Raw genomic sequence first — 14,573 nt, forward strand, 5'->3', positions numbered from 1 at the left:
GACAACCATCGAACCGCGCAAACCGTAGTTGCGCGGTTCATTTTTTGTCTTGTTATGGACTGATCTGTCAAAAAAGGGGAAATAGATGGAAGCACCTGTCACACTCAAGGGAAAAACCGCGCTCGTATTCGGCGGTTCGCGCGGCATTGGCGCGGCGGCGGCCCGACGTTTGGCGCAGGAAGGCGCCGATGTCGCGCTGACCTACGTATCGGCGCCACAGCGCGCGGCCGAAACCGTTGCCGCTATCGAAGCCGCAGGCCGCGCGGGTCTGGCCATTCACGCCGATAGCGCCGATCCGGTCGCCATTCGGGGCGCTGTTGCGCAGACCGTGGAACGGTTCGGAAAACTCAACATCGCCGTAGTCAACGCGGGCATCCTCATGCTCGGCGACATTGCGAGCGTGAGCGTCGAGGATCTCGATCGCATGCTCAGCATCAACGTGCGCGGCGTCTTTCTGGCCATTCAGGCTGCTGCCGCGCAACTGACCGAGGGCGGGCGCATCATCACGATCGGCAGCAACACGGCGGTGCGCAGCGGCCACCCGGGTTCGAGCGTGTATTCGATGACGAAGGCCGCCGTTGCCGTCATGGTGAAGGGCGCGGCCGTGGATCTCGCGAGCCGCGGCATCACGGTGAACAATATCCAGCCGGGGCCGACGATCACCGACATGACCGCCGAACACATCGAGGCGATCGAGCCGCTCATTCCGCTCAAGCGCGCGGCAGACCCGGACGAGATCGCCGGGCTCGTTGCGTGGCTCGCGCGCAAGGAGTCCGGCTATATGACGGGGTCGAGCCTCACCATCGACGGCGGCATGGCGCTGTGAGCGCGCGTGGTGGCGAGTGTTCAGGCCCGCTGGGCGTAGACGTTGCACCAGCCATCGGCGGCCACCGCCTTGCCCGGGAACATCGGGCACGCCCCTGAGGCGTCGACCGCCGCGCCGGCATAGAAGCGGCAAGTCGCGCAGCGCTGACCCGCTGCGTATTTCGGATACTTGCCTGCGTCGACGCTGCTGGCTTTGGCGCGATAGCCCAGCGACTTCGCGGTGGTGTCGTTCTCGTCGACGAGGGCGGGGCCGGCGAGTGCGCGGCCGGCCGTGGCGAGCGCGGCGCAAATACCGGCGGTATGAAGGATGAAGGTTCTGCGATTGCGGGAGATCATGCGGGTTTCCTGGGTTGGGTTAGTGGCGCGGTCCGGCGTTGAGCGGCGTGGTCGACGATTGCGCAGCTTCGGAAGTGAGCTTTGCGTTGCCCGTGTCATAGCCGTTCGTGTAGAGCAGGAAGGCCATCAGATCGGCGTATTCTTGATCGCTCATCTTGCCCGGTCGGTCGGCCGGCATGTTGGTCGACATGTACTGATAGATGCCGCCGATGGTCAGATGCGAATTCGCGGCCGGCGCGAAGGCCGGGCCGCTCAGCGCGGGTGCGGTGATGCCTTCGAGTTGCGCACCATGGCATTTCGCACAGGATTCCGAATAAAGATGCTGGCCGTGCTCGACCTGTTCGTGATCGAATGCGGGCGCGTTGCCGCCAGTCGTTGCGGCGACCTTGATGAAGGCGCCTGGGCCGTGCATGGCGCTGCGCCGATATGAGGCCTTCGTGCTTTCGAGCGAGGGCGCATTCGAGCGCGCCTCGCTCGCGGCGCTTTCCGGCAACGTCCAGCCGCGCGTGAGTGCGGCGAGACGGCCGTCGTCATTCATGCGGGCAAGGGCGTCGTCGATGCGCGTTTGCAGCGCACGCATGCCGGCGCCCGATGCGAACACGAGATGCCAGGCGGCATACGGCGATGCCGTCGCCGCGACTGCGAATTGATGCTGTGGATGCGCGCGCTGGTAAGCCACGACGGCCGGATACCAGACGATCGCGCGCTGTGCACGCCCTTTCGCGACCGCGTCGACGGTCAGCTCGGAGGTGTTCTCCAGGTCGAAGCGCGCGTTCTTCTGCTGCACGGCGATGAGCTGCGACGGGCTCGACCAGGTCGCCGCGACCGTTTCCTTGCCGTCGGCAGCGGGTGCGGCGGCGCGCGGGTGGCGCAACGTGACGCTGACATAGCCCGAGCGCAGGTAGCCTTGCGAGAAAATCATCTGCGAGCCCGATGCGTCGGCGACGCTCGAGCGCGGGAAGCCCGCAACGAGGTCGCAGTCGCGGCCCAGCGCGCTGGCGAGTTCGTGCGCCGAGATGCCGTCGTCGCCGCCATCGTCGTCGATGCCGCGTGTGACGAACGCTGCGGCCACGCCGGCGGTTTTCAGCACGGCGCGCGCGACGGCCCGGTCGAGCGCGACCGTGGGGCTGCCCGGCAGCGTGCAGACACGCACGGCGTTCGCCGCCGCCTGGGCGCTGGTGTGCGCGCCGCCTGCCGCGAGCGCGGCGGCCACGGCGAGCCAGGTGATCCGGATATTCATGATCGTGTGTTCCAGTGAAGTCGGGCCGCACGCAAGCGCGCGTGGCTTGCGCACATGCGTGCGGCGAAAGGCGAGAGCGTCGTTCAGCCCAGGTTCAGCCCCGGTCCAGCGCGAACACGTAGAGCGTGCCGCCGCGCGGGACATCCTTTGCCACATCGGCCATCGGGCCACCCCAGATCGGGTTCGCGCCGCCGTAGCCCGCCAGCACGGCGACGTACTCCTTGCCGTCGACTTCGAACACGGAAGGCTGCGCGACGATGCCGCTCGCGAGCTGCGGGCTTTCCCAGAGCACCTTGCCGGTGGCGACGTCGAATGCATAGAGATGGCCGTCGAGCGAGCCGCTGAACGCGAGACCGCTGGCCGTGGTCGCCACGCCGCCGTTCCAGGGCATCTTGCTCCAGTGGCCCCAGAGCTTCTTGCCGGTGTTCACGTCGATGGCCTGCAGTTCGCCATAGCCTTCGCTGCCCGGTTCAGGCTTGATTTCGAAGCCTTCGCCGAGATAGGGCAGGCCTTCCATATAGCTCACCGACTTGCCCGAGAGGCTCATGCACGCGTGAAGAGCGGGCACCACGGCAATGTGCCGCTCCGGATCGTAGGACACCGACCACCAGTTCTTGCCGCCCAGAAAGCTCGGGCAGGTGTCGATGGTCGTGCCGGCCTTCGGGTATTTCGACGGGTCCTGAACCGGCTTGCCGTCGTCCGTGTAGCCGGTGACCGAGGTCGCCTTCACGAATGGCTCCGCGTAGATCAGCTTGCCCGTTTGACGGTCGATGGCGTGGAAGAAGCCATTGCGGTCGGCGTGGATGATGGCGTCGTAATCCTTGCCCTTGTACTGGATGTTCGCGAGGATCGGCGTGTTGACGCCGTCATAGTCCCACGTGTCGTTGCTCGTGTACTGGTAATGCCATTTGAGCTTGCCGTTCTTCGGGTCGAGCGCGAGCAGTGAGTCGGAGTACAGATTGTCTCCGGGGCGCAGCGCGGCGAGCCACGGGCCAGGGTTGCCCACGCCCCAGTACAGCGTGCGGCTCGCGGCGTCGTAGGTGCCGGTGAGCCACGCGGCGCCGCCGCCGTGCGCCTGCATGCCGTCGGGCCAGGTCTCCGCGCCTTTTTCGCCGGAGCCCGGAATGGTGTAGCGCTTCCACACGATCGCGCCGTCGTCGGGTTTCAGCGCGGCGATGTAGCCACGAATGCCGTACTCGCCGCCCGAGGTGCCTACGACGATCGAGCCGTCGAGCGCGAGCGGCGCGAGCGAGAACGCATAGCCGAGGCCCGGCTCGAACATCTGCTTTTTCCAGACCACCTGGCCGGACTTTGCGTCGAGTGCGGCGATCTCGCCGCTCAGCATGGCGATATAGACGTTCTTGCCGTACAGCGCCACGCCGCGGTTCACCACGTCGCAGCACGCGGTCTTGAACGACTCCGCGCCGAGCTTCGGCTCGTATTTCCAGAGCTGCGCGCCGGTCTTCGCATCGAAGGCGTAGACGTTGTCTTTCGGCGTGCTGACGAACAGGTAGTTGCCGTTGACGATCGGTGTCGCCTCGAAGCCCTGCTTCAGTTCGGCGGGGAACTGGTAGCTCCACGCCTGCTTCAGCTCGCCGACGTTCGACGCGTCGATCTGCTTGAGCGGCGAGTGCGACTGGCCGTTGTAGCTGCGGTAGTACGTGAGCCAGCCCGGGTCGCTTTGCGCGCGGGTCAGGCGGTCATAGGTCACGGGCGGATAGTCCGAGGCGGCATCCACTGGGCCCGCGTTCAAGGACATCGCCGCTGCGATGGCCAAGGCGCAGGTCGCAAGCCGGCTTGCCGCAGCCGAGCGTCTCTTCATCTTCGTCTCCTGAATATTTGTCGATGCACGGCCGGGAAGCGGTCAGGCTGGATGCGCGGGGATGGGGCCGGTCCGGGTGCGCTGCCGTTCTCGCAAGTCGTATGCCATTCGCCGCGAAGCGTTGCGTGTCGGGCGATGCAGCCGGTTGAACGGCTTCCCGGCGAGGTGCCCCGCGTGTGGCCGATGTGTTGCATTCCGGTACAGACCGCGGCGAAAAGTGTTGGCGAACGTGACAGTGGGCCGCTCGCTCAGAAAAGCGCTGCGCGGTATCGCATCGTGCCGATGACAAGCGCGGCATGGCACAGGGCGCCGCCATGCACGCTGGCACGCTCCTGGCTAGATCACGGCAAAGAGGAGACGGTTGTGCGTGCATCGGTCGGCGCTCGACGCTACGGGGTCGAACTGCACGAGCGGATAAAACAGATGGAGACGAAAGTTGATCCCAGAGAAGGCGGTGGGCGCCAGGCGCGCGTATGCGACGCTCGGCACGAGCCTCGCCCTCGGTGCGCTGTGCGCCGGTACATGCACGCTGGCCATCGCGCAGGCACAGAGCGCAGCGGATAACAGCGCGATGAGCGTAGCGCCGGGTCCGCTCGTGCTGCCCGCTGTCGTGGTGGTCGGCACGACGCCGCTGCTCGGCATCGGTACTCCGCTCGCGAAGGTGCCGGCCAACGTGCAGACCGTGAACGCGCAGGATCTCGCGACACAGCACCGCGAAACGCTGACCGACTTCTTCGCCACGAACCTGCCGGGCGTGAGCGTGACCGACGCGCAAGGCAATCCGTTTCAGATGAACCTGAACTATCGCGGCTTCACGGCTTCGCCAGTGCTCGGCACGCCTCAGGGATTGTCGGTGTTCGTCGACGGCGTGCGCGTGAACGAGCCGTTTGGCGACGTGGTGAACTGGGACCTGATACCGGCCGGCGCGATCGACAGGATCCAGCTCATTCCAGGCTCGAATCCTGTCTACGGCCTCAACACGCTGGGCGGTGCCATCGCGATCACCACGAAGAACGGGCGCACGAGCCCCGGCGGCGACATCGATCTCTCGGGCGGCTCATGGGGGCGCAAGAGCGCGCAGTTCGAGCAGGGCGGCACGCTCGGGTCGCATGTCGACTACTACGCGAACGCGAACGTCACGAACGACAACGGCTGGGCAGACCACAACGCGAGCCGCGTGCGCCAGGGATTCGGCAAGCTGCGCTATACCGACGACGACACCACGCTCTCGATCTCGGGCGGCGGCGAGGACAACCAGCTGTACGGCAGCCAGACCATTCCGCGCTCGTTTCTGGACAACCCGAAACAGGCCTATACGTTTCCGGACCTGAGCCGCAACGGCGTGGGCTACCTCACGCTCTCGGGCGAACACTTCTTCAACGACAACGTGGAGCTGAGCGGCAACGCCTACTATCGCCATCTGCGCAACGAGAACGTGAGCAGCAACAACAACACGGACTACGGCTCGATCGACGCGGACGGCAACGTCGACACGCTGGAGGGCAGCAACGTCGATTCCATCGTCACGACGGACAGCTTTGGCGCGAGCCTGCAGCTGACACTGCTCGGCAAGCTGGGCGGCATGGCGAGCCAGCTCGTTGCGGGCGTGGCGGCGGACTTTGCGAACTCGCGCTACGTTTCGTCGTCGCAGGACGCCGCCTTCACGCCCGACCGCGCGACGGTCGGCATCGGTGACTTCGTTCAGCAGACCGATGCAAAAACGCGCAACGCGAACTATGGCATCTACCTGAACGAGACGCTCACGCTCACGCCGCAATGGACGCTCACGCTGTCGGGCCGCTATGACCGGGCGAGCGCGCGCATCGCAGACGAAAGCGGCGTGCAGCCGCTGCTCGACGGCTATCACACGTTCTCGCGCTTCGATCCGGCCGTGGGGCTCAACTGGAATCCGCTGCCCGCCGTCACCATCTACGCGACCTACAACGAGGGCATGCGCGCACCCACCGCAATCGAGCTTGCGTGCGCGGACCCGGCTGCGCCATGCTCGTTGCCGAACGACTTCGTGGCCGATCCGGCGCTGCAACCCGTGGTCTCGAAGACTTTCGAGGCCGGTGCGCGCGGTCGTATCGGCGCGCAGACTACGTGGAGCGCCGCCGCGTTCAGCACCACGCTCTCCAACGACATCGAGTTCGTGAGTGCGGCGGGCAGCACCCGGGGCTATTTTCAGAACGTCGGCAAGACGCGCCGCCAGGGTGTCGAGCTGGCGGGCCACACGGCGTTCGGCCCCGTTGGCATCGGCCTGAACTACAGCTATGTGGACGCGACCTACCGCTCGACATGGACCGAACAGAGCCCGGCGAATTCCTCGGCGGATGCGAACGGCGTCATCACGGTGCGGCCGGGCGACCACGTGCCCGGCATTCCGGCGCATGCCGTCAAGCTGCGGCTCGACTACGCGGCCACGGCGCAATGGAGCATCGGCACGAACATCACGTGGCGCAGCGGCGTGTATGCGCAAGGCGACGAAAACAATCACGATGCCAATGGAAAGATCGCGGGCTATGTGCTCGTGGATCTCGACACGCGCTATCGCGTCACGAAACGGCTGGAGGTCTACGCGAACGTGACGAACCTGTTCGACAGGCGCTATGCGAGCTTCGGCGTGCTGGGCCGGAACTTCTTCAACGGGCCCGGCCACACGTTCGATGGCGCGAATCCGGTGAACGAGCAATTCGTCGGACCAGGCGCGCCGCGCGGTTTCTGGGTGGGCCTCCATTACGCCTGGGATTGAACTCAGGGGCCGAGTGTACGCATCGGGGTGAGTCCGCATTCCTCCACGCGGGTCATTTGCGGTAATACACAGGCAGGCGAATCGCGCGGCACGTGTTTCGATCGACGCACGCTGCCTTGCATACGGTTCGCTTACACAGCGTGTTGCGCGTCGCGCGCGCGTTCGGCGCAAACCGGCTGCCTGGAATCGAAGGCCGGATGGCCCGGAGCTTGCTAATAGAGGACACAGAGAAATACCGAAGTGTCCGGCAAGGTACCGGCCAATCGTGGAGGAGAGCATGCGCGACGACGTACAGATGGCCGCGGGGCAAGCGGTCCAGGTGTCCAATGGCTGGCCCGCGCCCGCCATTCAGAAGGCGCACGAGCGCTCGGAGACCTTCGGTCTGCGCGTAGGCGCGAGACCGGATTACGACGTGCTTTCGGGGGCGGGCCTCGAACTGAAGCGCGAGCAGAACCGCGTGTTGTGCATGCATGCCACGCCGGTCATGGAGACGCTGCACGAGCAGATCGTCAACACGCAAAGCATGATCGTGCTGACCAATGCCGAAGGCTTGATCCTGCATTCGATCGGCGACGACGATTTCCTCCAGCGCGCCGAAAAGGTCGCGCTGCGGCCCGGCGCCAACTGGGCCGAGGACCGCCAGGGCACCAACGCGATCGGCACCGCGCTCGCCGAGCGCTGTGCGATGGTCGTCCACGGCGACCAGCATTACCTCGCGGCGAACCGCTTCCTCACCTGCTCGAGCGTGCCCATCTTCGACCCGTACGGCGACGTGATCGGCGTGCTGGACGTGACGGGCGATCATCGCAGCTATCACCAGCACACCATGGCGCTCGCGCGCATGTCCGTGCAGATGATTGAGAATCATTTGTTTGCGACGACTTTCCAGGAGACGCTGCAGGTCTCGTTTCATGGCCGCCCGGAATTCCTCGGCACGCTGATGGAGGGAATCGTCGCCTTCACGTGTGACGGGCGTTTTCTCTCGGCCAACCGCAGCGCACAGTTTCAGCTCGGCCTCTCGCTCGCCGCGCTGCGTGCCCATACGCTCTCGTCGCTATTCCAGACCACCAGCGCGCAGCTGATCGACAGTATGCGTGCTGGGCTGGAATCGCACCTCATGCTCAATCTCGCGAGCGGGGCGGTGGTTTGCGCGCGCGTGCAGTTCCGGCGCGCGACGCTGGCTGAAGGCGCCCGACCCGTCGTGGTGCATGGCTCGGCTGCGCAGCCGGCCGCCTATGCGACGGCGCAGACGCCTTCCATGGGCCTCTCGCGGCTGAGCTACCTCGACACGGGCGATCCGCAAGTGGCACTCGTGATCGCGAAGGTGCGCAAGGTGATCGGCAAGGACATCCCGGTTCTCGTCACCGGCGAAACCGGCACGGGCAAGGAGCTGCTCGCCCAGGCCATTCACAACGATTCGCCGCGCCGCGACCAGCCGTTCGTGGCGGTGAATTGCGCGTCGATTCCGGAAACGCTTATTGAATCGGAGCTGTTCGGCTACGAGGAGGGCGCGTTTACGGGCGCGCGGCGCAAGGGCGCGGCGGGCAAGCTATTGCAGGCGAACGGGGGCACGCTGTTTCTCGACGAGATCGGCGACATGCCGTATCCGCTGCAAGTGCGCCTGTTGCGCGTGCTGCAGGAACGCATGGTCAATCCGCTCGGATCGACGAAGACCATCCCTGTCGATATCGCGATCATCTGCGCAACGCACCGCGACTTGCGCGAGATGATCGCGCAGAACCGCTTCCGCGAGGACCTGTATTACCGGCTCAACGGCCTCGTGGTGCGCCTGCCGCCGCTGCGCGACCGCACGGATCTCGCGGTCGTGATCCAGAAGCTCCTGCACCGCGAATCGCACGGACGTGCGGACGTCCTGCCGCTCAGCGTCGCACCGGACGTGATGGCGCTGTTCGAGCGCTGCGCGTGGCCCGGCAACTTCCGCCAGCTGGGCAACCTGCTGCGCACGGCCGCGGCCATGGTCGACGACGATGGCCAGATCCGCCGCGAGCACCTGCCCGACGACTTCTTCGACGACCTGCGCTGCTGCGGCCAGACCCAGGCATTGCCCCCGGCGCATGTCCACGCGGAGCCGCTGGTGCCGGAGGATGCTCGCCTCGAAGACGTGACCGCCTCGACCATTGCGGCCACGCTCGCGCGCCACGGCGGCAACGTGTCGGCTGCAGCGCGGGCGTTGGGCGTGTCGCGCAATACCATCTACCGCAAGATGCCCGCCGCCGATCCCGGTCGCGGTTCGGGCGACGCCTGAAGCGCCATTCGCGCGCGCGGCCAGGCCGCTTTCTGTCTCCTCCTCTGTCCCACGGGTGTTGCATCCTGTAGCACCCGTGTTCCGAAACGCAACACCCTTCCCCACGCAGGCAGCACTGGCCGCATCGGGCGAACGCTGGCCCGCATCGGCATGCCCCTTGCTTTGAAGAGACTGGCCGCACATTCGATGCGGTATGCAGCCTCAATCTCAAACAAGGAGACATGTCATGCAGTGGACCACCCCCGCTTATACCGACCTGCGTTTCGGCTTCGAAATCACGATGTATATCGCCAACCGCTGAGCGCACGGCAGTGTGCCGTCCGCGCGGCCATCAGAGCGTGGCGGGCGGCATGCAGCGAGAACGATCATGAAGATCAGGATACTGGGTTCAGGTGCGGGCGGCGGCCTGCCGCAATGGAACTGCAACTGCGCGAATTGCCGCCGCGCGCGGCAGGCGTGCGGCGATGTGCTGCCGCGTACGCAGTCGTCGATTGCGGTGAGCGGCGACGGCGTGGACTGGGTGCTCGTCAACGCGTCGCCGGATCTGCTTGCGCAGTTGCGCTCGCATCCCGATCTGCAGCCCGCGCGCGCCACGCGCGATAGCGCGCTCGCGGCCGTGGTGCTGACCGACGCGCAGATCGACCATGTAACGGGCCTGCTGATGCTGCGCGAACGCACCTCGCCGCTGCCGCTCTATGCGTGCGCGCCGGTGCTCGACGATCTGTCGGGCGGGTTGCCGCTCGTGCCGCTGCTCGGCCACTACTGCGGCGTGGAAGCCCACACGATCGCGCCGGACGAGCCGTTCACGATTGCCGCTTGCGCCGGCCTGCGCTTTACCGCGCTACCCGTGGAGAGCAAGCCGCCGCCCTATTCGCCGCGCCGCGAGGCATCCGCGCCGGGAGACAATATCGCACTCCTGATCGAGGACGTCGCGGCGGGCACGCGCGCGTTCTATGCGCCCGGTCTCGCACAGATGAGCACCGATGTGCTCCGCACCATGCGCCAAGCCGATCTCGTGCTCGTGGACGGCACGTTCTGGAGCACCACCGAAATGATCGACCTCGGCCTCTCGACGAAACACGCGGCCGACATGGGGCATCTCGCGCAGCGCGGTGACGACGGCCGGCCGGGCATGATCGACTGGCTCGACACGTTGCCGCGTGGCACGCGCAAGGTGCTCACGCATATCAACAACACCAATCCGATTCTCGACCCGCATTCCGTCGAGCACGCGCAACTGCGTGCACACGGCATCGACGTGGCCCACGACGGCATGCAGTTCCAGGTATGACGATGAACGCACCTCTCAACTTTGAAAACACGCACGCAATACCATGGACTGCGAATGAATTCGAGTCGCGTCTTCGTGCGCTCGAATCGCGCTATCACATCCACCATCCATTCAACCGGATGCTCAACGGCGGGCGTTGCTCGCCCGCGCAGATCCGCGGGTGGGTCGCGAACCGCTTTTACTATCAGATCAACATTCCGCTCAAGGATGCGGCGATTCTTTCGAACTGCCCCGACCGCGCCACGCGCCGCCGCTGGATTCAGCGTCTGACCGACCACGACGGGCAAGGCGAGAACGAAGGCGGCATCGAAGCCTGGGTGCGCCTGGGCGAAGCCGTCGGCGTCGATCGGGACACGATGTGGTCGCAACGACTCGTGCTGCCCGGCGTGCGCTTCGCGGTCGACGCCTATGTGAATTTCGCGCGGCGTGCGCCGTGGCAGGAGGGCGTGTGTTCGTCGCTTACCGAGATGTTCGCGCCGCAGATTCATCTGGACCGGCTCGCGGGCTGGCCTTCGCATTATCCGTGGATCGAGCCGCAAGGCCTTCAATATTTTCGCAGCCGCGTGCCGCTCGCGCAGCGCGACGTCGAACACGGGCTCGAAGTGACGCTGAGCCATTTCCGCACGCCCGCCGAGCAGCAGCGTGCGGTGGAGATCCTGCAGTTCAAGCTCGACATTCTCTGGTCGATCCTCGATGCGGTCGAAAAGGCGTGGCCGATATGAACCCGATAGTGCCCGATGCAGGCAGCGGCGTGCCGCTGCGCCCGCGCTTGCGCGGCATGTACCGCCTGCAGTGGGAGGCGGCCCAGGACGCGTACGTCCTGCTGTATCCCGAAGGGATGGTGCAGCTCAATTCGAGCGCGGGCGAGATACTCGCGCGTTGTGACGGCGCGCATGAACTCGACGAGATCATTGGCGAGCTGGAGCGGCTTTTCAGCACCTCCGAGCTGGCGCCCGACGTCTACCGCTTTCTCGATCACGCGCGGCTGCGCGGCTGGCTCGACTGACATGGCGACCGCTACTGCACTTCCGCCCAAGCCGCTCTGGCTGCTCGCCGAGCTGACTTACCGCTGCCCGCTGCATTGCGCGTTCTGCTACAACCCGGTGGACTTCGCGCGGCACGGCGAGGAACTCGACACCGAAGCATGGCGCGCGACCATCAGCGCCGCTCGCGAACTGGGCGCGGCGCAGATCGGCTTTTCCGGCGGCGAGCCGCTGCTGCGCGACGACCTGGAAGCGCTCGTCGCGCATGCGCGCCAGCTTGGCTTCTATACGAACCTGATTACGTCCGGGATCGGCTTGAACGTCGAGCGCATCGAGCGGCTCAGGAAGGCCGGGCTCGATCATATCCAGGTGTCGATGCAGGATTCCACGCGCGAGCTCAACGACTTTCTCACGAGCACGCGCACGTTCGAACTGAAGCGCAAGGTTGCGCGGCTCGTGAAGGCGCATGGCTATCCCATGGTCCTCAACTGCGTGCTGCATCGTTTCAACCTGCCGCACATCGAGCAGATCATCGACATGGCGCTCGAACTGGGCGCCGACTATCTGGAGCTTGCGAACACGCAGTATTACGGCTGGGCCATGCTCAACCGCGATCAATTGATGCCTACCGCCGAGCAGCTTCGCGAAGCGGAGAAGACCGTGAACCGCTATCGCGCCCGGATTGGCGAGCGGTGCCGCATTCTGTTCGTCGTGCCCGACTACTTCGAACAGCGGCCCAAAGCGTGCATGAGCGGCTGGGGCAGCGTGTTTCTCGGCGTGGCGCCCGATGGCGCGGCGTTGCCTTGCCACGCGGCGCGTTCGTTGCCGGGCCTCGTGCTGCCGAACGTGCGCGACGTGCCGCTGCGGCAGATCTGGTACGAGAGCGAAGCGTTCAACGCGTTTCGCGGCGACGGCTGGATGCGCGAGCCCTGCCGCAGTTGCGACGAGCGTCACGCCGACCATGGCGGCTGCCGATGCCAGGCCTACCTGCTGACCGGCGACGCCGCCGCGGCCGACCCGGTGTGCGCGAAGTCGCCGCATCACGACCGCATCGTGCAGACCGTGGCATTCGCGAGACGGCCGACGCGCGACGACGAGCGGCCGATCGTGTTCCGCAGCCGGCAGAACTCGCTCGCGCTTTGAGTGGAGAATCGACATGGCGTCGGTCGTTGCGCGCTTCGATCGCGGTGAGCGTGTGGTATTCGGCCCGCACGTGTTGGGGCGGCGTGCTGCAATTGCCGCTGTGGTTGCGGGCGTGCTCGCGCTGCATGCCGCGCTGATTGTAGTGGCGCGGTGGGGGGCGCCCGCGTCACGCGCCGTGCCGGTGCGCGTGAGGGTCATCGGCACCGTGCTGATCGCGCCGGAGTCGCACAAGAGCGAAGCGCCTGCGCGAACGTCCTCGCCGAGCCGACCCACTCATGAAGCAAGCCGAAATCATCGTGTGGAGCCGGCTCGAACGCGTCCACCTGCGCCTGTGCGTGCGCAAAGCATCACGCGCACGCTGCCGCCGCCGCTAACGCCTCCGCCGCCCGCACACGCTGCCCCCGAAGCCGCGACGCCAACGGAACGCCTCGCCGGATCGCAGCCGCAATCGCAACCCGCCCCCGTCGCCCAGGCGCCGGCCGCGGACACGCCGCGCCGGGTCGCCCATCTGGACTGCGCGCTCACGAAGCCCGACTATCCCGCGCAGTCCTTGCGCCGCGCCGAGGCGGGCACGGCCATCATCGAAGTCGATACCGCAGCGGACGGCCATGTAGTCGCCGCGCGCGTAGCGACGACCAGCGGCTACACGAGGCTCGACGAAGCGGCGCGCGACGCCGCGCTCGCGAGCCGCTGCCAGCCGTATGCCGAGGACGGCAAGCCGGCGGCCGCCCGCGCCGACGTGCCGTTCACGTTCACCCTCAGCGAATGAAACGGAGGACCTCATGCCAACCTATGGAATCGCGCACCTGTGGGCTCAGGGCGATCCGATGACGCGCTTCGTGGCGGCGCTGCTCGTCGCGATGTCGGTCGTGTCGTGGTCGGTGATCGTGTTGAAGGCGTGCGAGTTCGCGCATCTGCGCCGCCATGGCGGCGCCGCGCAAAGGCGCTTCCGGGAAGCCGGCGACGCCGACGATGGCGTCGATGCCTTGGGCCGCCCCGGCACGCCGTTCTTCGAATTGGCCAGCGCCGGCCAGCGCGCGCTGGCGCACCACGAGGCGAGCGGCGCCGCGCATCGCGGGCGCGTCGACCTGAGCGATTGGTTGCTGCGCAGCCTCAGGGCTTCGGTGAGCGAGAGCTCGACGCGTCTTCAGCGCGGCCTTGGCCTGCTTGCCTCGATCGGCAGCACGGCGCCGTTCGTCGGCCTGCTCGGCACCGTGTGGGGCATCTACCATGCGCTGCTCGCACTAGGCGCGAGTGGCGACGCCACTCTCGAGCACGTCGCGGGGCCGGTTGGCGAAGCGCTCATCATGACGGCGCTCGGCCTGTGCGTGGCGATTCCCGCGGTGCTTGGCCACCACGCGCTCGCGCGTGTTTCGCGCGATATCGTCGCGCAGCTCAACCGCTTCGCCTACGGCGTGCACGCGCTGTTGCTCACAGGCAGCGCGCCTGCGCCGCGTGCGACGATGAAGGAACGGGTATGAACGACGATTGCGATGTGGAAGAGGAAGCGATGCCGACGGCCGACATCAACATGACGCCGCTCATCGACGTGATGCTCGTGCTGCTCGTCATCTTCATGGTGACGCTGCCGGTTCTGCACCATGCCGCGCAGCTGGCGTTGCCGCGCGCGAGCAGCCAGCGCGAGGACCTGGCCGCGCCGCACGTCGATATCGTCGTCGATGCGCTTGGCCACATGAGCTGGAACGCGCAGCCTGTGCAGGAGTCCGGTCTATCGGCACGGCTGGCGGAAGCCGCGCGGCTCACGCCGCAGCCCGAAATCCGGCTCTCGGCCGATCGCGCCACGCCGTACGGGCGTGTCGCGCAGCTGCTCGCGGCGGCGAGCGCGGCGGGACTCGCGAAGGTCGGCTTCGTAACCGAGCCGGACGCGCCGCCGCGCGGCCAATGACCGCTGGCG

General features: G+C 66.5%; 14 protein-coding genes. 11 read left to right on the top strand and 3 right to left on the bottom strand.

Going from position 1 to position 14,573, the window contains the following annotated elements; translation table 11 throughout:
- Positions 1–85 precede the first annotated feature (85 nt).
- A complete protein-coding gene (locus AB4Y44_RS02360) occupies positions 86–826 on the top strand; it encodes an SDR family oxidoreductase (RefSeq protein WP_342923562.1) in 741 nt (246 codons plus the stop codon).
- 20 nt (positions 827–846) lie between these two features.
- Here the strand turns inward: AB4Y44_RS02360 and AB4Y44_RS02365 are convergent, their stop codons facing one another.
- The 3 genes from AB4Y44_RS02365 to AB4Y44_RS02375 all read right to left on the bottom strand — a co-directional run bounded on the left by AB4Y44_RS02365 (position 847) and on the right by AB4Y44_RS02375 (position 4,223).
- On the bottom strand, positions 847–1,161 hold the full coding sequence (locus AB4Y44_RS02365; RefSeq protein WP_368698601.1) for a high-potential iron-sulfur protein: 315 nt from the start codon (positions 1,159–1,161) through the stop codon (positions 847–849).
- Between the two features lie 19 nt (positions 1,162–1,180).
- On the bottom strand, positions 1,181–2,401 hold the full coding sequence (locus AB4Y44_RS02370; RefSeq protein ID WP_368698602.1) for a c-type cytochrome: 1,221 nt from the start codon (positions 2,399–2,401) through the stop codon (positions 1,181–1,183).
- Positions 2,402–2,495: 94 nt separating this feature from the next.
- Entirely contained in the window at positions 2,496–4,223 is a 1,728-nt protein-coding gene (locus AB4Y44_RS02375) for a methanol/ethanol family PQQ-dependent dehydrogenase (RefSeq protein WP_368698603.1), read from the bottom strand.
- Positions 4,224–4,659: 436 nt separating this feature from the next.
- On the opposite strand from AB4Y44_RS02375, the gene AB4Y44_RS02380 reads away from it, so the two are divergent.
- The 10 genes from AB4Y44_RS02380 to AB4Y44_RS02425 all read left to right on the top strand — a co-directional run bounded on the left by AB4Y44_RS02380 (position 4,660) and on the right by AB4Y44_RS02425 (position 14,564).
- Entirely contained in the window at positions 4,660–6,975 is a 2,316-nt protein-coding gene (locus AB4Y44_RS02380; protein WP_368698604.1) for a TonB-dependent receptor, read from the top strand.
- Positions 6,976–7,252: 277 nt separating this feature from the next.
- The gene (locus AB4Y44_RS02385) at positions 7,253–9,241 is read left to right on the top strand and encodes a sigma-54-dependent Fis family transcriptional regulator (RefSeq protein ID WP_368698605.1); all 1,989 of its coding nucleotides are present in this window, start codon (positions 7,253–7,255) and stop codon (positions 9,239–9,241) included.
- A gap of 226 nt (positions 9,242–9,467) precedes the next feature.
- The gene (gene pqqA / locus AB4Y44_RS02390; protein ID WP_006410019.1) at positions 9,468–9,542 is read left to right on the top strand and encodes a pyrroloquinoline quinone precursor peptide PqqA; all 75 of its coding nucleotides are present in this window, start codon (positions 9,468–9,470) and stop codon (positions 9,540–9,542) included.
- A gap of 66 nt (positions 9,543–9,608) precedes the next feature.
- Complete coding sequence (pqqB, locus tag AB4Y44_RS02395; RefSeq protein WP_342923556.1) at positions 9,609–10,532, top strand: pyrroloquinoline quinone biosynthesis protein PqqB; 924 nt, start codon at positions 9,609–9,611, stop codon at positions 10,530–10,532.
- 2 nt (positions 10,533–10,534) lie between these two features.
- Complete coding sequence (gene pqqC / locus AB4Y44_RS02400) at positions 10,535–11,254, top strand: pyrroloquinoline-quinone synthase PqqC (RefSeq protein WP_368698606.1); 720 nt, start codon at positions 10,535–10,537, stop codon at positions 11,252–11,254.
- Entirely contained in the window at positions 11,251–11,538 is a 288-nt protein-coding gene (gene pqqD, locus AB4Y44_RS02405) for a pyrroloquinoline quinone biosynthesis peptide chaperone PqqD (RefSeq protein ID WP_069262319.1), read from the top strand. The genes pqqC and pqqD overlap by 4 nt, the downstream gene beginning before the upstream one ends.
- Before the next feature lies 1 nt (position 11,539).
- Positions 11,540–12,658 (top strand): pyrroloquinoline quinone biosynthesis protein PqqE, encoded by a 1,119-nt coding sequence (pqqE, locus tag AB4Y44_RS02410; protein WP_342923554.1) that lies wholly within the window; start codon positions 11,540–11,542, stop codon positions 12,656–12,658.
- 13 nt (positions 12,659–12,671) lie between these two features.
- On the top strand, positions 12,672–13,427 hold the full coding sequence (locus tag AB4Y44_RS02415) for an energy transducer TonB (protein ID WP_368698607.1): 756 nt from the start codon (positions 12,672–12,674) through the stop codon (positions 13,425–13,427).
- Between the two features lie 13 nt (positions 13,428–13,440).
- Positions 13,441–14,139, top strand: coding sequence for a MotA/TolQ/ExbB proton channel family protein (locus AB4Y44_RS02420; protein ID WP_368698608.1), 699 nt, complete (start codon positions 13,441–13,443; stop codon positions 14,137–14,139).
- Complete coding sequence (locus AB4Y44_RS02425; protein WP_368698609.1) at positions 14,136–14,564, top strand: ExbD/TolR family protein; 429 nt, start codon at positions 14,136–14,138, stop codon at positions 14,562–14,564. The genes AB4Y44_RS02420 and AB4Y44_RS02425 overlap by 4 nt, the downstream gene beginning before the upstream one ends.
- Positions 14,565–14,573 lie beyond the last annotated feature (9 nt).

The organism is Paraburkholderia sp. BR10937 (assembly GCF_040965695.1).
Taxonomy (GTDB): Bacteria; Pseudomonadota; Gammaproteobacteria; order Burkholderiales; family Burkholderiaceae; genus Paraburkholderia.